A 17,108-nucleotide genomic window follows, 5' to 3' on the forward strand; every position below is an offset into this window, starting at 1 on the left:
GCAGCAGGGAAAAGGGTGCCACACCTTGTGGCGGCAGGTGGACGGTCACCGCTCCGGCCGCGGGTGCCGGCGCAGGCCGTAGGAGACGAGGACGACGGCGGCCAGCGTCACCGCGACGTCCACGAGCAGGGCCAGGCGGATGCCGGCCAGTTCCCCGGCGCGCGTGGCGGCGACCGCGCCGAGCAGCGGGATGCCGACGGTGACGGCCACCTGCTGCGTCATCGACGTCAGCCCGGTCGCCAGCCCCTGCTCCTCGTCCGGCAGGCCCGAGGTGCCGGTGACGGTGTAGGCGACGATCGCGGTGACGTGCCCGAAGAAGCCGACGAACAGCGCGGGGACGAGGATCGCCCAAACCGTCCAGCCGGTCCCGAGGAAGACGGCGGGAAGCGTCGCCAGCGCCTGGACCGTCATGCCGGCGACCAGCACGCGGCGGCTGCCGTGGCGTCCGACGAACCGCCCGGCGATCACCCCGGCGACCACCGAGGCCAGCCCGGGGATGCCGAACACCAGGCCGGTGACCAGCGGCGACAGGCCCAGCACCCGCTGCAGGTACACCGTCACCAGGAAGATCATGGCCGGCTCCATCGTGAAGATCACGAACCCGGCGAAGTTGCCCCACTTCACCGTGGGCCGCCGCAGGATGCGCACCGGCGCGAGCGGGGCGGGCGTGCGCAGCTCGATCAGCCAGAACGCGCCCAGCAGCAGCACGCCCGCGACGGCCGCCAGGAGGTTCGTCTCGACGGCCGCGTAGATCACCGCCAGCAGGCCGCCGGTCACCGTGACCGCGCCGGGCAGGTCGAGCCGCACCCGCTCCGGCAGCACGCTCTCCCGGATCAGGAACGGCGCCAGCACCACGATCGCCACCGCCACCGGCACGTTGAACAGGAACGCCGCCCGCCAGCTCAGCAGGCTGACCAGGGCGCCCCCGAGCAGCGCGCCGACGGTGAAACCGCCGGACAGCAGGGCGCCGTTCAGCCCGAGGACGCGGGCGCGCAGCGGGCCCTCCTGGAAGGTGGTGGTGAGCAGCGACAACGCGGCGGGGACCGTCATCGCCGTGGCCAGGCCCTGCAGCACGCGGGCGGTCAGGAGCGTCGCGGGCCCGCCGGCGAAGCCGCCGAGCAGGGAGGCGCCGGCCAGCACCACCATGCCGGCCAGGAACAGCCTCCGCCGGCCGAACAGGTCGGCCGTGCGGCCGAACACCAGGGTGAACCCGGCCGCCGGCAGCGCGTACGCCGAGGTGATCCAGGGCCACTGGGCCGGGCTCAGCCCGACGCCCGCGCCGGTCTGGGGAAGGGCGACGTTCAGGATCGAGAAGTCGACCGCCAGCATGAAACCGGCGCCGAGCAGGACGAACGCGATCAACCGCTGTCTGCCGTCGAGGCGCGGCGGGGCGGCCTCGACGGTCGCGACGGGAACACTCATGGCGGCCTCTCATTAGTAGCAACCGAACGGTTGCCACATTATGGCAACCAATTGGTTGCGTCAACGCCGGGCCCGATCGCGGCAAACTTCCGTTTTCCGGAACGGTGGTCTAACCTTCGGAACATGTCCGACGGTGACGCCAAGCTGGTGGGGGCCGACCGCGTGCTGGCCGTGCTGGCCGAGCTCGCCCGGCACCCCGACGGGATCGGCCTGGAGGAGATGGCCCGCGCCGTGTCCAGCCCGAAGCCGACCGCCCACCGCGCCCTGGCCGCGCTGCGCCGCGCCGGGCTCGCCGTCCAGAACGGCCACGGCCGGTACGTGCTCGGCGACGAGTTCCTGCGCATGGCCTTCGCCCACCACGAGGCCCGGCCCGACCACGTCCGGGTCACCCCGATGCTCAAGGCGCTGTGCGACCGCTACGGCGAGACCGTGCACTACGCGGTGCTGGAGGGCACGTCGGTGGTCTACCGGTCCAAGCTCGACCCGCCGTCCGGCGCGGTCCGGCTCACCTCGGTCGTCGGCGGGCGCAACCCGGCCCACTGCACCGCCGTCGGCAAGATGCTGCTGGCGCAGACGCTGACGGACGAGGCCGCGGTGCGCGCCTGGGTGGGCGACCGGCGGCTGGAGCGGCCCACCGAACGCTCGATCGGCACCGCGGAGGAGCTGCACGCCGAGCTGGTACGCGTCCGCGAGCAGGGCTACGCGGCCGACGACCAGGAGAACGAGCCGGGCGTCAACTGCGTGGCGGTCCCGGCGTACCTGACCTCGCCCACCGTGCCGAGCGGCGCGGTCAGCATCAGCGGCCTGGCCTACCGCACCCCCCTGAGCGTGCTCGTCGAGGACGTGCCGGCCATCCGCGCCGTCGTCGCCGGGCGCCACCTTCCCTGACCCGCACAGAACCGGAGAGAACCCCTTGTACCTCATGCGCATCGGCGCGCCCGGCGCCGAGAAGCCGGTCGTCCGCGTGGACGACGACCACTACGTCGACGTCTCCGACCTCACCCCCGACTTCGACGAGCGCTTCTTCGCCGCGGGCGGCCCCGCCCTGCTCGCCGAGCGGGTGGCCGCCGGCCCGCGGCAGGCGTTCGCCGGCGAGCGCGTCGGCGCGCCGATCGCCCGCCCGCACCAGATCCTGTGCATCGGCCTGAACTACAGCGACCACGCCGCCGAGACCGGCCAGGCCGTGCCCGCCGAGCCGATCCTGTTCACCAAGTCGCCCAACACCCTCGTCGGCCCGTACGACGACGTGCGCATCCCGCGCGGCGCCACCAAGACCGACTGGGAGGTGGAGCTCGGCATCGTGATCGGCCGCCGCACCTCCTACCTCGACTCGCCCGAGGAGGCCGCGGCCGCGATCGCCGGCTACTGCGTGGTCAACGACGTCAGCGAGCGGGCCTTCCAGATGGAACGCGGCGGCCAGTGGAGCAAGGGCAAGTCGGCCGAGACGTTCAACCCGGCCGGCCCCTGGCTGGTCACCCCCGACGAGCTGGCCGACGTCCGGAACCTGGGCATGTGGCTGGACGTCAACGGCGTGCGCCGCCAGACCGGCAGCACCAAGACGATGATCTTCGACCCGTACGTCATCGTGCACCACCTGAGCCAGTTCATGGTGCTGGAGCCCGGCGACCTGATCAACACCGGCACCCCGCCCGGCGTCGGCATGGGCCACGACCCGCAGATCTGGCTGCGGCCGGGCGACGTCATGGAGCTCGGCATCGACGGGCTCGGCAGCCAGCGCCAGCGGGTCGTGGAGCCCCGGTAGTGCGGGCGCTCGTCCTGACCGGGCCGGGCGCGGCCGAGGTCCAGGAGGTCGAGCCCCCCTCGGCGGGGCCCGGCCAGGTGGTCGTGGACGTCGAGCGCGCCGGCGTGTGCGGCACCGACATGGAGCTGTTCAACGGCGAGATGAGCTACCTGCGCACCGGCCGCTCCCGCTACCCGCTGCGCCCCGGCCACGAGTGGTGCGGGCGCGTCGCGGAGCTGGGCGCGGGCGTGGACCCGTCGTGGCTGGGTCGGCGGGTCGTCGGCGACACCATGCTCGGCTGCGGGCGCTGCGACCGCTGCCGCCAGGGCCGCCACCACGTGTGCCCCGACCTGGCCGAGCTCGGCATCAGCCGGGGCGCCGCGGGAGCGCTGGCCGAGCGGCTCGCCGTCCCGGTCGCGGCGCTCCACCGGCTGCCCGATACGGTGGACGCTACCTCGGGCGCGCTGGTCGAGCCCGGTGGCAACGCCTTACGCGCCGTCCGCGCGGCGGCGCTGGAGGCGGGGGAGCGGTTGCTGGTTCTGGGCACGGGCACGATCGGCCTGCTGGCCGCGCTGTTCGCGCGCGCCGGCGGCGCCGAGGTGCACCTCATGGGCCGCGCCGAACCCGACCTGCGCCTGGCCGCGGGCCTCGGGTTCCGGCACGCCTGGACCCGCGCGACGCTGCCCGGCCTGCCCTGGCACGCCGTCATCGACGCCACCAACGCCGCCGCGATGCCCGCGCTCGCCCTCGGCCTGGCCGAACCCGCCCGCCGCGTCGTCTACATCGGCCTGGCCGGCACGCCGTCCACGCTCGACACCCGCGAGCTGGTGCTCAAGGACGTCACCGCGGTCGGCGTCCTGGGCGGCTCGGCGGGGCTGGCCGGGGCCATCGACGCCTACGCCGGCGGCTCGGTGGACGCCCGTCCGCTGGTGGCCGCCACGGTCGGGCTCGCCGAGACGGCCGGCGTGCTGGCCGGACGGCGACCGCCCGGCGCCGGCCCGGGGCCCAAGATCCACATCGATCCCCGGCAATGAACCTGGAAGAGAGCACGAGCATGACCCACCGTGAACCGCGACGGCTGAACGCGCCGGACGCCGCCGTCCTGGCGGCGGTCGAGACGGCCGTCCCGGGGATCACCCGCGCCCGCGCCAGCGACCGGCTCGGCATGGCCCACGACGCCTCCCACTACCTGCTGACCCCGCAGGCCGTGCTGGTGGCCGAGAGCGCCGGCCAGGTCGCCGCGCTGCTGCGCACCGGCCTGCCGCTGACCTTCCGCTCCGGCGGCACCAGCCTCAGCGGCCAGGGCGTCAGCGAGCACCTGCTCGTGGACACCCGCCGGCACTTCCGCTCGATCGAGGTGCTCGACGACGGCGCCCGGGTACGGGTCCAGCCCGGCGCGGTGCTGCGGCAGGTCAACGCCCGCCTGGCCCCCTACGGACGCAAGCTCGGCCCCGACCCGGCCAGCGAGTCGGCCTGCACGATCGGCGGCGTCGTGGCCAACAACTCCAGCGGCATGACCTGCGGCACGCACGCCAACACCTACCGGACGCTGGAGTCGATGACGCTGGTGCTGCCGAGCGGCACCGTCCTCGACACCGGCGCCCCCGACGCCGACGAGCGGCTGCGCGCCCTGGAACCCGACCTCGCGGCCGGCCTGGAACGGCTGCGCGACCGCGTCCGCGGCAACCCCGGCTCGGTGCGGCGCGTCCAGGACCAGTTCTCGCTGAAGAACACCATGGGCTACGGCCTGAACAGCTTCCTCGACCACGACGGCCCGGCGCAGATCCTCGCGCACCTGGTCATCGGCAGCGAGGGCACCCTCGGCTTCGTCGCCGAGGCCGTCTTCCGCACCGTCCCCGCCCACCGCCTGGCCGCCACCGGCCTGCTCGTCTTCCCGACGCTGCGCGAGGCGATGGCCACGGTGCCGGAGCTGGTCGCGGCCGGTCCCGCCGCCGTCGAGCTGCTGGACGCCGAGTCCCTGCGCGTCGCCCAGACCGACCCGAAGGCCGACGAGACGCTGCGCGCGATGGCCGTCGCCGAGCACGCCGCGCTGCTGGTCGAATGGCAGGAGTCCGACGCCGAGGTGCTCACCGAGCGGGAGCGGGCCGCCGAGCGCGTCTTCGCCGGGCTGCGCCTGGCCGCCCCCGCCCGGCTGAGCAGGGAGGCCGGCGGCCGGGCCGCGCTGTGGCACATCCGCAAGGGCCTGTACGCCACCGTCGCCGGCGCCCGCCCCAGCGGCACCACCGCCCTGCTGGAGGACGTCGCCGTCCCCGTGCCCGCGCTGGCCGACCTGTGCGACGACCTGACCCGGCTGTTCGCCGAGCACCGTTACGAGCGCAGCGTCGTCTTCGGTCACGCCAAGGACGGCAACCTGCACTTCATGCTCAACGAGCGGTTCGCCACCGAGCTCGACCGCTACGCCGAGTTCACCGAGGACATGGTGGAGGCCGTCCTGGCCAGGGGCGGCACGCTGAAGGCCGAGCACGGCACCGGCCGCGTCATGGCCCCGTTCGTGCGCCGCCAGTACGGCGACGAGCTGTACGAGGTGATGCGCGAGGTCAAACGCCTGTGCGACCCGGCCGGCACGCTCAACCCCGGCGTCGTCCTCACCGACGACCCCGAGGCCCACCTGCGCGACCTCAAGACCGTCGTGACCGTCGAGCCCGAGGTCGACCGCTGCGTCGAGTGCGGCTACTGCGAGCCCGTCTGCCCCAGCCGCGACCTGACCACCACGCCGCGCCAGCGCATCGTGCTGCGCCGCGAGCTGGCCGCGGCCCAGGCGGCCGGCGACCACGCCCTGGCCCGCGAGCTGGCGGACGCCTACGCCTACGACGCCGTGGACACCTGCGCCGTGGACGGCATGTGCGCCACCGCCTGCCCCGTCCTCATCAACACCGGCGACCTGACCAAACGCCTGCGCGCCGAGCGCCACGGCCGCGCCGCCGAGCGCGCCTGGACGAGCGCCGCCCGCCACTGGGACGGCGTCACCCGCGCGATGAACCTGGCCCTCGACGCCGCCGCCGCGGTCCCGCCCGCGCTCCCCGAGGCCGCCTCGCGCGCCGCCCGCGCCCTGGCCGGGGCCGACGACGTCCCGCGGTGGAGCCGCGACCTGCCGCGCGGCGGCGCCAGGCGGCGCCCGTCCCCGGCGGACGACGCCGACGCCGTCTACCTGCCGTCCTGCCTGAACACGCTGTTCGCCCCCGCGGACGGCGGTCCCGGCGTGATGACCGCCTTTCAGCGCCTGGCCGCCCGCGCCGGGCTGAGGCTGCACGTCCCGGAGAAGATCGCGAGCCTGTGCTGCGGCACCCCGTGGTCGTCCAAGGGCTTCGCCGGCGGCCACGAGGCCATGGGCGAGCGCGTCCGTGACGTGCTCGCGCGGGCCACCGACGGCGGCCGGCTGCCCGTGGTGAGCGACGCGGCCTCCTGCACCGAGGGCTACGCCCACCTGGTGCCCGGCCTCCAGGTGGTCGACGCGGTCGCCTTCACCGCCGAGCACGTCCTGCCCCGCCTGCCGCGGGCGCGCCGCCTGCCGTCGCTGGCGCTCCACCCGACCTGCTCCTCCACCCGGCTCGGCCTGGACGCCGCCGTCGCCCGCGTCGCCGAGGCGGTCGCCGAGCAGGTCGTGATCCCGGACGGCTGGCAGTGCTGCGGCTTCGCCGGCGACCGCGGCCTGCTGCACCCCGAGCTGACCGCCTCGGCCACCCGCGCCGAAGCCGCCTCCGTGGCCGAGGCGGGCTGCGCCGCGCACGCCTCGGTCAACCGCACCTGCGAGCTGGGCCTGACCCGCGCCACCGGTCAGACCTACCGGCATCTCCTGGAGCTCCTCGACGAGGCGACCGCCTGAGGGGGGCGCGCTTTACACCGATGTGTCAATAAGATCGTCGCTGTTGCGAAGATCCGGCGATCGGGAGCACGATGAGCGACCCCGGCGGCTTCGGCCCCCTGGAGATGGACGAACGCGAGCGCATCGGTCCCTACCGGATCGTGGGCCGCATGGGCGCGGGCGGCATGGGCGTGGTCTACGCCGGGGTCGCGCCCGACGGCGGGCGGGTCGCGGTCAAGGTCATCCATCCGGGTCTGGCCGCCGACCCGCACTTCCACGACCGGTTCGTGCGCGAGGTCGAGGTGTTGTCGCGGGTGCGCGGGCGGTGCACGGTCGCGGTCCTGTCCGCCGACACCGCCGCCTCGCCGCCGTGGCTGGCCACCGAGTTCGTGCCCGGCCCCACGCTGACCGAGCACGTACGCGACCACGGGCCGCTGCCGCCGGACGACCTGGTCGCGTTCGGGGCGGACATCGCCGAGGCGCTCACCGACATCCACGGGGCCGGGATCGTCCACCGCGACCTCAAGCCGGGCAACGTGATCCTGGCCGGGTCCGGGGCGAAGGTGCTCGACTTCGGGATCGCCCGCGCCCTCGACGAGAGCGGCCTGACCGGCACCGGCGCGCTCATCGGCTCGCCCGGCTGGATCAGCCCCGAGCAGTACCGGGGCGACCAGGCCGACGCCGCCGCCGACGTCTTCGCCTGGGGCGCGCTGATGGTCTACGCCGCGACCGGGCGGCCGCCGTTCGGCATGGGCGCGCCCGACGTGCTCGCCTACCGGGTCATGAGCGTCGATCCCGACCTGTCCGGGGTGCCCGAGGACGTGCGCGACCTGGTCCGCGCGGCGCTCGCCAAGGACAGGGCGGCGCGTCCGGGGTCGGCGGAGCTGCTCGGCGCGCTCCGGTCGGGCACGCTCCTCCTGCCGCGGCCCCCGTCCGGCACGCTCCCTCTGACACCCCCGCCGCCTCCGCCCGGCACCCTGCCCCTGACCCCGCCGCCCCCGTCCGGCGGGGAAGGTCCGCTGAGGCCGCCTTCGTCCGGTGGGCAGGGGGCGCTGAGGCCGCCTTCGTCCGGGGGGCGGGCGCGGTCGTGGCCGGTGGCGGCCGCCGTGGTCGCGGTCGTCGCCGTCGTGGGGGTCGGCGCGGCGTTCGCGCTCAACGCGGCCGGCACGCCGCAGGCGCTGCCGTCCCCGGACGACGGGCCCACCTCCTCCGCCACCGGCCCGCCCGCCACCTCCGCGGACCCGGACCCGACGGACACCCCGCAGGAGAGCGAGACCCCCGAGGAGAGCCACACCCCGGAGGACACCCCGACCGAGACCGACACCCCCGAGGAGACGCCCGAGGAGACGCCCGAGGAGACGCCCACCAAGAGCAGGCCCCGCACGTTCCCGTGCGCCTCCTCGGGCTCGATCCTGCGCGAGGCCGCCGCGCTCAACGGCGGCAGCCTCCCACAGGACGCCGTGGTCGCGCGCAAGCGCTGCGCCGGCTCCTGGGTCGCCGCCGAGCTGTCCTCCCCGAGCGTCGGCGCCATCGACCTGATCGCCCGGCGGAACGCCTCCCGGTTCCTCGATGGGAACATCGGCAGCAACTTCTGCTCCCTGGAGGGCCGCCCGGCGCTGGTGGCGAGCGCGCCCGCCTCGATCAAGAGCTTCCTGTGCCCGCGGGGCTTCAGCTGACCCCCGCCCGCGTGCCTTCCGCCCGCCCATCGGCTAAAGGCACGCGCCCCCCACCGGCTAAAGGCACGCGCCCCCGGTCAGACGGCGTCCGTGCAGACCGGGGAGCCCGTCGCCGCGGCGCGGCGCACGCGTGCCGGCTCGACGCAGGCCCGCGCCGGGACCTCGGGCGCGTAGACCTGGTCGGAGTAGATGACCCCGGTGCCCTCGTCGCCGCCCGAATACTGGGTGAGGCTCTTGTCGTCGTAGCCGGCCGAGCGGCCGACCGGCCTGCGCTCCACCCACACGTTGTAGTCCGCGCCCTGCCCCCGCTTGGTGAACCTGGCCCAGTTGACCTGGCAGGTGCCGTCCTTGCCAGGGCCGTACCGCAGTTCGAGGTAGCCGCCGAAGGCCCGGACCCACCTGGACGCCACGGTGGAGGAGCCCGCCGTGCAGCCCGTCAGCGCCGGGTCCTTGCCGTCGCAGGCCGTGCCGGAGCAGCTCCGGGCGGCCGGACGGCCGTTCGCGGGGCCGTCGTCCGCGGCCGCCGCCGTGACCGGGAACAGGGCCAGGGCCGCCACCGCCAGCACGGCCGCCGTCCGGTGTGATCGCATGCCGCCACCTCCAGGGAGAGATCGGGTTCGTCGGCACGATTGTGGACCGGCCGGCCCGCCCGGATCTGTCATGCGGCCTGTGGTGCGTTGGCGGGACGTCATTCGCCCGACGGCAGCGGGATGCGCACCGACACCAGCGTGCCCTCGCCGGGAGCGGCCTCGACGTCGGCGCTGCCGCCCACCGCGCGGGCGCTCTCCCGGATGGAACGGGCGATGCCGAGGCCGGTCGTGGGCGCGTCCGGGTCGAAGCCGCTGCCGTGGTCGAGCACGCTCAGCGCCAGCGTCCCGGACCGGCATTCGGCCCGCACCACGGCGTGCCGGACGCCCGCGTGCTTGCGCACGTTCGTCAGCGCCTCGCGCAGGATGCCGCTCAGCGCCTCGACGACCTCGGCCGGCATGCCCTCGCGTTCCGGCGCCGAACGCAGCCGGCCCGCGTTGAACTCCACCCGCAGCCCGCTGCCGACCGCCTGCCGCACGACCTCCTCCAGGGCGGCCACGACGTCCTCGGCCGGGTCGCCGTCGTCGCCGCGCAGGAACGCGCGCAGCCACTGCGACTCCTCCGCCACCCGCGCCCTGACCGAGTCGTCGGCGATCCAGCCGTCGCGGGTCAGCGCCTCCATGGTCTGCAGGATCCGGTCGTGCAGCACGCGGGCCGTCCTGCCGCGCTCGCGCTCCTGCGACAGCTGCGCCGAGCGGCGCAGCTCCTCGGCCCTGGCCCGGTCCAGGTCGCCGGCGGTCCTGAACAGGATGCGCATGACGTACGCGGCCATCGTGGCGTTCGTCGTCAGCCCGGCGACGTGCGGCAACCCGGCCCACCACGGCAGGTCCGCCTGCACGTACCCGAGGACCAGCGCGCCGCCCAGCGCCGCCGTCCACGCCAGCACGACGGGGAACGTGCGGAAGGAGATGCCGGCCATGATGCCGACGAGCAGCACGTACGGCAGGACCGTGCCCGGCCAGCCGTCGGTCACCCGCGAACCGGCGTAGTGACCGGCGGCCAGCACCGCCGCCGTCACCAGGCCGAGGTCCGCGCAGAGCAGCGCGCGCGGCGCGAGCGCGGCGCGGGCCGCCGTGACCACGCACACCAGCAGGCTGACCGCGCCCATCGCCCCCAGCAGGTACGGCAACGGCCCGAGCGTCAGCCACCGCCCATCGCCCAGCACCTCCAGCGACCCGCACAACACCAGCGCGCCCACCCGGACGACCACCATGGTGAGGGCCCGGCTGCGCTCCATGCCGGCGACCGCCGTCCCGGGCGGGCGCGGCGGGCGCGGCGGGCGGCTCACGGCCGGTCGCGGCGTTCGAGCCGGTTGAGCGCCGCGCGCGTGAGCTCGGCCTTGTTGCCGACCTGCAGCTTGGCCCTGATGCGCTCGACGTAGGTGTCCACCGTGGCCTTGCTGACGCCCATCCGGCGGCCCACCTGGGCGTGGGTGAAGCCCTGGGCGATGTAGGAGAGGGTCTCCTCCTCCCGGGCCGACAGCCGGGGCCGGGCGTCGCCGCCGCCGTCCCCGCCTTCCTCCGAGCCGTCGGCCCCGGCGGGCGGGCGGGTGTTCTCGTCCAGCTCGCTCTGCAGGATGTCGGCCAGGCCCGCCGACAGGTAGAAGCCGCCCGCGGCGACCGTGCGCACGGCGGCGACGATGAGCTCGGAGGGGGCGTCCTTGGTGACGTACCCGTTGGCGCCGCAGCGGATCGCCGCCAGCACGTCGGCGGGCCGTCCGGAGGCCGACACGATGAGGACCCGCGTGACGGCCGACAGCTCCTTGACCGCGGCCAGGCACGGCCGGTCCTCGGCCAGGTAGAGGTCGAGGATCAGCACGTCGTATCCGGCGTCGAAGCCGCGCAGGTCCGCGACGGACGAGCCGCGCAGCACCACCTGCAGGTCCTCGTGCCGGTGCAGGAGGTACTCCAGCCCATGGCGGATCAGCTCGTGGTCGTCGATCACGGCGATCCGGATCACGTCTTGCTCCGCGGCGGGCTGCGAACGAGGTGACATGTCAACAACGGTGAGCAGAGGTGTGCAAGACCAGCAAGTCCCGCAAAACCACTACAAATTCGTATTGTAGATCATGAATCCTGTGGTGCACGGGCCTTCGGACGGTAGCCGTCGGTGGCCCTGACGAGCTCGTGCAGCGTGCCGGGTTCGGCGCCGCCGTGGCCGGCGTCCTCGACGATCCGCAGCTCGGCCTCGGGCCAGGCGCGGTGCAGTTCCCAGGCGGCGTCGGGCGGCGTCTTCATGTCGTAGCGGCCGTTGACGATGACGCAGGGGACGTCCCTGATCGCCGCCACGTCGAGCAGCTCGCCCTCCCGCAGGAAACAGCGCCGGGTGAAGTAGTGCGCCTCGATCCGGGCGAAGCCCAGCACCTCCCGGTCCGTCAGCGGAGGGGGAGGCGCGGGCAGCAGCGTGTTGGCCGCCAGCTCCCACGCCGCCCACGCCCGCGCCGCCGGCAGGTGCACCTCCGGGTCCGGGTCGAACAGGCGGCGGTGGTAGGCGCCGAGCAGGTCGTCCCGCTCGGCCGGCGGGATCGCGTCGCGGAAGGCCGCCCACTCCGCCGGGAACAGCCGGGCCGCCCCTGAACCGGTGAACGCCCACGCCTCGTCGGCCGCGCTCGCCAGGTAGACGCCGCGCAGCACCAGCTCGGTCACCCGGCTCGGGTGGCGGCGCGCGTACGCCAGGGCCAGGGTCGCGCCCCACGAACCGCCGAACACCTGCCAGCGGTCGATCCCGAGCCGCTGCCTGAGCAGCTCCATGTCCGCGACCAGGTGCCAGGTGGTGTTGGCGGCCAGCGACACCCCGGGATCGGCGGCGTGCGGGCGGCTGCGCCCGCAGTTGCGCTGGTCGAACAGGACGATCCGGTAGGCGCCGGGGTCGAAGAACCGGCGCTGCACCGGCAGCAGCCCGCCGCCGGGGCCGCCGTGGAGGAGGACGACCGGTTTGCCGCCGGGGTCGCCGCAGGTCTCCCAGTAGATCTCCTGGCCGTCGCCGACGTCGAGCAGGCCGCTCTCGTAGGGCTCCACGGGCGGGTAGAACGTCATCAGCGTCATGGCTACCAGACCTACTCGCCCCGGCCGCCCGGCGCGCGGCCAATTCACACCAGTGCGGCTGGTTCGCGCGAGTGCGGGCGCGGGTGGGGGCGTTTCATGACGGGCGCGCGAGTTCGGTGAGCGTGCGGCGCAGCAGCCGGGCGGCCAGGACCGGCTTGAAGGCGTTGTGCCGCAGCGGGCGGGCCTCGGCCAGCGCCACGCCGGCGGCCCGCGCGAAGGCGGACGCGTCCGGGACGGCGCCGGTCAGCAGGTCCTCGGCGGCGTGGGCGCGCCACGGCTTGTGCGCCACCCCGCCGAGCGCGACCCGCGCGAACACGATCCGGCCGTCCTCGACGTGCAGCAGCACGGCCGTGCTCACCAGCGCGAAGGCGAACCCGGCCCGGTCCCTGACCTTCGCGTACGCCCCGCGCCCCGGCGGCGCGGGCGGCAGGTCCACGCTCGTGACCAGTTCGCCGTCCCGCAACACGGTCTCCACCTGCGGCGTCCGGCCGGGCAGGACGTGGAAGCCGGTGAACGGCACGCTGCGCGACCCCCGCGTCCCCGTCAGGTTGACGGTCGCGTCGAGGGCGGCCAGGGCCACGCACAGGTCCGAGGGGTGGACGGCGACGCAGCTCGGGCTCGCCCCCAGGACGGCGTGCGCGCGGTTGAACCCCTCCAGCGCGTCGCACCCCGCGCCGGGCACGCGCTTGTTGCAGGCGGCGGCGGTGTCGTAGAAGTAGCGGCAGCGCGTACGCTGCAGCAGGTTGCCGCCCACGGTCGCGCGGTTGCGCAGCTGCGGCGAGGCGCCCGCCAGGATGGCGCGGGCGAGCACCGGATAGCGCCGCCGCACCCGCGGGTCGGCCGCGACCTCGGTGTTGCCGGTCAGCGCGCCGAGCCGCAGCCCGCCGCCGGGCAGGTCCTCGACGGCCGACAGCGGCAGGCGCGAGATGTCCACCACCCGGCCCGGCCGCTCGACCTCCTCCCGCATCAGGTCGACGAGGTTCGTCCCGCCGGCCAGGTAGCGGGCCGGGCCGCCGTCCGGCGGCGTCGCGGCCATCATGGCGACGGCCTCCGCCACACTGGACGCCCGCAGGTAGGCGAACTCCCTCACCTCGCGGCGACCTCCCGGACGGCGGCGGCGATGTGGTGGTACGCCCCGCACCGGCACAGATTGCCCGCCATGCGTTCGCCGAGCTCGGCGTCGGTCAGCTCGCGCGGGGGAGCGGTCAGGTCGGGCGTCGCCGCGCTGGGCACGCCGTCCCGCAGCTCGGCCAGCAGGCCGGTGACCGAGCAGACCTGGCCGGGCGTGCAGTATCCGCACTGCAGGGCGTCGTACCGGACGAACGCCTCCTGCACCCGCGCCCCCACCTCGTCGTCCGCCAGCCCCTCGACGGTGACGATCTCCATCCCCTCGCACTGGACGGCCAGCAGCAGGCACGCGTAGACCCGCAGGCCGTCGGCCAGGACGGTGCAGGTGCCGCAGGCCCCCTGGTCGCAGCCCTTCTTCGTGCCGGTCAGCCGGAGGTGGTCGCGCAGGAAGTCGAGCAGGGACACGCGCGGGTCCGTCGGCGGCTCGTGCGGCCGGCCGTTGACGCGCAGGGGGAGCGGGGCGCGGCCGTCCATCCCATCCCTCCGGCCGTACGGACTGTGGCGATCACCGTAACCCGGGGCGGGCGGGGCGGCGTGGTCCGTGCGCCGGTCGAGGGGAAAAACGGTGGCGGGCATTGCCGAATGCGGATCATCGGGCGAGGATCCCGCCGTCGGCCGCGCGCCCTTCCTACGGGCTCATCCTGTGGCGGTCATGGCCGCCGCGACCGTCAGGCTGTCCTCGTAGATGTGGTTGCGCGTGATCAGCCCGTCCTCGACGGTCAGGTGCAGCGCGAACGGCGTGGTGTAGGAGACGCCGGTCGCCCGCACGGTCTGCACGATCTGCCCCAGCACCACGGCGTCCGGCCCGTCGACCAGGATCTGCCGCACCGTGGTGCCGTTCAGCTCCGGCACGTGATGCGCCCCCAGCGAACGGTAGTGCTCGGCCACCTCGGCCCGCCCGGACCGGGGCCGGATCCACGGCACCGCCGGATGCCCCTCGACCGGCCAGCTGAGCCGCCAGTCGACCGGCTCGGCGAACAACTCCGCCACCCGCTCCGGATCGCCCTCGCCGATCCGCCGCAACAACTCCTGCACGATGCCCCGCGTGTCCCTCTCCATGCCCCCAGTCTTCCGGCCCGCCTGAACGCCGTCGATTACCCCGGAGGTAACCGCCGGTGGTATCCCGGCGGCATGCCGGCGTCGTGTACATGGTGATCACGGGGTTGGGCGAGGGGATCTTCGCCACGCTCGCCGCCCCCTTCGTGGCCGACGTGCTGGGCGGCCGGGGCGACGCCTACGGGCTGTTCCTGTCGGTGCAGGCGGTCGGCGGGCTGGCCGGCGCGCTGGCCGTGGCCCTGCACCGGCGCGACCCCGCGCCCCGGGCGCTTCTCGGCTGGGGCACGGTCGCCTTCGGCCTGCTCGACCTGGCGCTGTTCGCCTACCCCCTCGTTGTTGACGCGTTGTGGCCGGCCCTCGTGCTGATCGCGCTGGCCGGGCTGCCGGCGGCCGTGGCGACGGCCGGGTTCGCGACGCTGGCCCAGACGGCCACCACCGACGAGCGCCGGGGCGGCCTGATCGGGCTGCTCGCGAGCGCCCAGGCCGTCACCTCGCTGCTCGGCATGGCGGCCGCCGGGGTGCTCGGCGAGGTCGTCGGCGTCGTGCCCGCGTTGTGCCTGCACGCGGCAGGGCTCGTCGGCGCGGGCGTGCTCGTGCTGACGAACCGCACACCCCACCCGCACCCTCGGCGCGCGGTTTCCCCACCGAGTGCGCCATGACGTTTGTCATGGAGGCGTCTCTGACGGTCGGCACTACACCCGGCGGCACCTCTCCCAGCAGGCTGGTCCCATGCTGAGACTCAAGGACAGCGCCTCCCGACGGTCGCCGCGCCGGCCGCCGGGCGTTACCGTCGGGCCCTGTGACGGGTGACGCGGCGATGCGGGAGGTGGAGTTCGGCCGGGGCCGGACGGCGGCGCGCGCCGGGTCGTGCGTGTGGCTGCTGCTGGTGGGCTGGCCGCTGTGGTCGTTCTTCGCCGCGCGTCCCGGCGTGCTCGCCGTGGTGTGGGTGGTCGCGGCGGTCGCGGTCTTCGCGGCGTGCTGGTTGCGGATCATGTGGCGGGCGCTCAGCGCCCTGGGCGCGGCGGCGCTGACCTGGACGCCGGTGGGGCTGGTGGCCGCCGCGCTGGCGCTGCTGCCGGTGTTGCGGGCGCCATGGGCCTACGTCGGGTTCGTGTTCGTGGTCAGCGCCCTGTCGGCCTGCCTTTCGCGGGTCGCCTTCGTCGTGTCGGCGGCGGTGACGACGGTCGTGGTGGTGGCCGCGCTGACGGCGTACGGGCGGCCGTTCGAGCAGGTCTGGTGGGTGCCGCTGGTGATCCTGGTCGAGGCGGTGACGGTGGGCAGCCTGAAGCACCTGGGCGAGATGGTGGCCCGGCTCGACGCCGCCCGCGCCCACGTCGCCCGGCTCGCCGTGGACAACGAACGGCTGCGCTTCGCCCGCGACCTGCACGACACGCTCGGCCACACGCTCACCTCGATCACCATCAGGAGCCAGCTCGCCGCCCGGCTGGCCCGTACCGACCCGGATCGGGCCGCCCGCGAGATGGCCGACGTGGAACGCGCCGCCCGCCAGGCGCTCGACGAGGTCCGTCACGCCGTCGCCGGCTACCGCGCCCCCTCGTTGTCGGGCGAGCTGCGCACGGCGGCCCACAGCCTGGACCTGGCGGGGATCCGGCTGGCGGTCTCGCCCGCCGGCGGGCCCGTCCCGGCCGCCGCCGAGACCCTGCTGGCCTGGACCGTACGGGAGGCCGCCACGAACGTCGTACGCCACAGCCGCGCCCGTCACTGCCGCATCGACCTCGCCGTCGACGCCCGCACCGCCACCGTCGAGGTCCGCGACGACGGCCCCGACCCAGGATCCGCCGAAGACGCCCCCGCCCCCGGAGCCGAAGCGGCCGCGGATTCCGGGGGTGTGGGAGGGAACGGGCTGACCGGGCTGGCCGAGCGGATCGCCGCCGCCGGTGGACGTCTGGAGGCCGGTCCGCTGCCCGGCGGCGGCTACCGGCTGCACGCCCGAGTGCCCCTGGAGCTGCCATGATCCGCGTCCTCATCGCCGACGACCAGGACCTCGTCCGGGGCGGCCTGGCCGCGCTGCTCGCCCTGGAGGACGGCATCGAGGTGGTGGCCGAGGTCGGCCGGGGTGACCTGGTCGAGCCCGCGGTGGCCGAGCACCGCCCCGACGTGGTCCTGCTCGACATCGAGATGCCCGGAATGTCGGGCCTGGAGGTCGCCGAACGCCTGCGCGGCCACCGGGTGGTCATCGTCACCACGTTCGGCCGGCCCGGCTACCTCAGCCGCGCCCTCGACGCCGGCGTGTCCGGGTTCGTGGTGAAGGACGCGCCGGTGGCCGAGCTGACCGCGGCCGTGCGGCGGGTGATGGCCGGCGAGACGGTGATCGACCCGAAGCTGGCGGTGTCCGCCCTGACCGTCGGGCCGAGCCCGCTCACCCAGCGCGAGGCCGAGGTGCTGCGGACCGCCTCCGGCGGCGCGACCGTCGCCGACATCGCCCGCACCCTGTTCCTGACCGAGGGCACCGTACGCAACTACCTGTCCTCGGCCATCACCAAGACGGGGGCGCGCAACCGCGCCGAGGCCGTCCGCGCGGCCGAGACCCGCGGCTGGCTCTGACCCCCGCCCATCCCGCGACCCCACGCAGCCCCGCACCACCCGCAACCCCCACCCCCTCCAAGAGG

General features: G+C 75.0%; 16 protein-coding genes. 8 read left to right on the top strand and 8 right to left on the bottom strand.

Going from position 1 to position 17,108, the window contains the following annotated elements; genetic code table 11:
* Positions 1-45 precede the first annotated feature (45 nt).
* Positions 46-1,422: an MFS transporter gene (locus ACFYYW_RS17315; protein WP_387649828.1), complete on the bottom strand. Its 1,377-nt coding sequence runs from the start codon at positions 1,420-1,422 to the stop codon at positions 46-48.
* 123 nt (positions 1,423-1,545) lie between these two features.
* On the opposite strand from ACFYYW_RS17315, the gene ACFYYW_RS17320 reads away from it, so the two are divergent.
* The 5 genes from ACFYYW_RS17320 (at position 1,546) to ACFYYW_RS17340 (ending at position 8,662) form a co-directional block, all read left to right on the top strand.
* The gene (locus ACFYYW_RS17320) at positions 1,546-2,310 is read left to right on the top strand and encodes an IclR family transcriptional regulator (protein WP_387649832.1); all 765 of its coding nucleotides are present in this window, start codon (positions 1,546-1,548) and stop codon (positions 2,308-2,310) included.
* 25 nt (positions 2,311-2,335) lie between these two features.
* Entirely contained in the window at positions 2,336-3,184 is an 849-nt protein-coding gene (locus ACFYYW_RS17325; protein ID WP_387649834.1) for a fumarylacetoacetate hydrolase family protein, read from the top strand.
* Complete coding sequence (locus tag ACFYYW_RS17330) at positions 3,184-4,197, top strand: zinc-binding dehydrogenase (RefSeq protein ID WP_387649837.1); 1,014 nt, start codon at positions 3,184-3,186, stop codon at positions 4,195-4,197. The genes ACFYYW_RS17325 and ACFYYW_RS17330 overlap by 1 nt, the downstream gene beginning before the upstream one ends.
* A gap of 20 nt (positions 4,198-4,217) precedes the next feature.
* A complete protein-coding gene (locus ACFYYW_RS17335; RefSeq protein WP_387649839.1) occupies positions 4,218-7,007 on the top strand; it encodes an FAD-binding and (Fe-S)-binding domain-containing protein in 2,790 nt (929 codons plus the stop codon).
* Positions 7,008-7,078: 71 nt separating this feature from the next.
* Positions 7,079-8,662 (top strand): serine/threonine-protein kinase, encoded by a 1,584-nt coding sequence (locus ACFYYW_RS17340; RefSeq protein ID WP_387649842.1) that lies wholly within the window; start codon positions 7,079-7,081, stop codon positions 8,660-8,662.
* Between the two features lie 77 nt (positions 8,663-8,739).
* Here the strand turns inward: ACFYYW_RS17340 and ACFYYW_RS17345 are convergent, their stop codons facing one another.
* The 7 genes from ACFYYW_RS17345 to ACFYYW_RS17375 form a co-directional block, all read right to left on the bottom strand.
* Positions 8,740-9,252: a DUF2690 domain-containing protein gene (locus tag ACFYYW_RS17345; protein ID WP_387649844.1), complete on the bottom strand. Its 513-nt coding sequence runs from the start codon at positions 9,250-9,252 to the stop codon at positions 8,740-8,742.
* 98 nt (positions 9,253-9,350) lie between these two features.
* A complete protein-coding gene (locus ACFYYW_RS17350) occupies positions 9,351-10,487 on the bottom strand; it encodes a sensor histidine kinase (RefSeq protein ID WP_387649847.1) in 1,137 nt (378 codons plus the stop codon).
* 47 nt (positions 10,488-10,534) lie between these two features.
* The gene (locus tag ACFYYW_RS17355; RefSeq protein ID WP_387649849.1) at positions 10,535-11,245 is read right to left on the bottom strand and encodes a LuxR C-terminal-related transcriptional regulator; all 711 of its coding nucleotides are present in this window, start codon (positions 11,243-11,245) and stop codon (positions 10,535-10,537) included.
* A gap of 71 nt (positions 11,246-11,316) precedes the next feature.
* Positions 11,317-12,288, bottom strand: a complete 972-nt coding sequence (pip, locus tag ACFYYW_RS17360; protein WP_387650034.1) for a prolyl aminopeptidase — start codon at positions 12,286-12,288, stop codon at positions 11,317-11,319.
* A gap of 100 nt (positions 12,289-12,388) precedes the next feature.
* Positions 12,389-13,384 carry an FAD binding domain-containing protein gene (locus ACFYYW_RS17365; RefSeq protein ID WP_387649851.1) on the bottom strand — a complete coding sequence of 332 codons (996 nt, stop codon included), beginning with the start codon at positions 13,382-13,384 and terminating at the stop codon, positions 12,389-12,391.
* Positions 13,381-13,896, bottom strand: a complete 516-nt coding sequence (locus ACFYYW_RS17370; RefSeq protein ID WP_387649853.1) for a (2Fe-2S)-binding protein — start codon at positions 13,894-13,896, stop codon at positions 13,381-13,383. The genes ACFYYW_RS17365 and ACFYYW_RS17370 overlap by 4 nt, the downstream gene beginning before the upstream one ends.
* 162 nt (positions 13,897-14,058) lie before the next feature.
* Positions 14,059-14,481 (bottom strand): nuclear transport factor 2 family protein, encoded by a 423-nt coding sequence (locus ACFYYW_RS17375; RefSeq protein ID WP_352330171.1) that lies wholly within the window; start codon positions 14,479-14,481, stop codon positions 14,059-14,061.
* A gap of 89 nt (positions 14,482-14,570) precedes the next feature.
* Here ACFYYW_RS17375 and ACFYYW_RS17380 point away from each other — a divergent pair, with 89 nt between their 5' ends.
* From ACFYYW_RS17380 to ACFYYW_RS17390, 3 genes are all read left to right on the top strand, one after another.
* Positions 14,571-15,137 carry an MFS transporter gene (locus ACFYYW_RS17380; protein WP_387650036.1) on the top strand — a complete coding sequence of 189 codons (567 nt, stop codon included), beginning with the start codon at positions 14,571-14,573 and terminating at the stop codon, positions 15,135-15,137.
* A 140-nt stretch (positions 15,138-15,277) separates the two neighbouring features.
* Positions 15,278-16,453, top strand: a complete 1,176-nt coding sequence (locus ACFYYW_RS17385; RefSeq protein ID WP_387649857.1) for a sensor histidine kinase — start codon at positions 15,278-15,280, stop codon at positions 16,451-16,453.
* Positions 16,450-17,043: a response regulator transcription factor gene (locus ACFYYW_RS17390; protein WP_352330292.1), complete on the top strand. Its 594-nt coding sequence runs from the start codon at positions 16,450-16,452 to the stop codon at positions 17,041-17,043. The genes ACFYYW_RS17385 and ACFYYW_RS17390 overlap by 4 nt, the downstream gene beginning before the upstream one ends.
* The last annotated feature ends 65 nt before the right edge of the window (positions 17,044-17,108 follow it).

This window comes from Nonomuraea sp. NPDC001831 (assembly GCF_042892035.1).
Classification (GTDB): Bacteria; Actinomycetota; Actinomycetes; order Streptosporangiales; family Streptosporangiaceae; genus Nonomuraea.

What these genes read in the sequence shown, in the direction of transcription:
- ACFYYW_RS17340 (WP_387649842.1), top strand. Translation starts at nt 7,079, where the DNA reads ATGAGCGACCCCGGCGGCTTCGGCCCCCTGGAGATGGACGAACGCGAG.
- ACFYYW_RS17350 (WP_387649847.1), bottom strand. Translation starts at nt 10,487, where the DNA reads ATGGAGCGCAGCCGGGCCCTCACCATGGTGGTCGTCCGGGTGGGCGCG.
- ACFYYW_RS17345 (WP_387649844.1), bottom strand. Translation starts at nt 9,252, where the DNA reads ATGCGATCACACCGGACGGCGGCCGTGCTGGCGGTGGCGGCCCTGGCC.
- ACFYYW_RS17370 (WP_387649853.1), bottom strand. Translation starts at nt 13,896, where the DNA reads ATGGACGGCCGCGCCCCGCTCCCCCTGCGCGTCAACGGCCGGCCGCAC.
- ACFYYW_RS17320 (WP_387649832.1), top strand. Translation starts at nt 1,546, where the DNA reads ATGTCCGACGGTGACGCCAAGCTGGTGGGGGCCGACCGCGTGCTGGCC.
- ACFYYW_RS17380 (WP_387650036.1), top strand. Translation starts at nt 14,571, where the DNA reads ATGGTGATCACGGGGTTGGGCGAGGGGATCTTCGCCACGCTCGCCGCC.
- ACFYYW_RS17315 (WP_387649828.1), bottom strand. Translation starts at nt 1,422, where the DNA reads ATGAGTGTTCCCGTCGCGACCGTCGAGGCCGCCCCGCCGCGCCTCGAC.
- ACFYYW_RS17390 (WP_352330292.1), top strand. Translation starts at nt 16,450, where the DNA reads ATGATCCGCGTCCTCATCGCCGACGACCAGGACCTCGTCCGGGGCGGC.
- ACFYYW_RS17335 (WP_387649839.1), top strand. Translation starts at nt 4,218, where the DNA reads ATGACCCACCGTGAACCGCGACGGCTGAACGCGCCGGACGCCGCCGTC.
- ACFYYW_RS17375 (WP_352330171.1), bottom strand. Translation starts at nt 14,481, where the DNA reads ATGGAGAGGGACACGCGGGGCATCGTGCAGGAGTTGTTGCGGCGGATC.
- ACFYYW_RS17355 (WP_387649849.1), bottom strand. Translation starts at nt 11,245, where the DNA reads ATGTCACCTCGTTCGCAGCCCGCCGCGGAGCAAGACGTGATCCGGATC.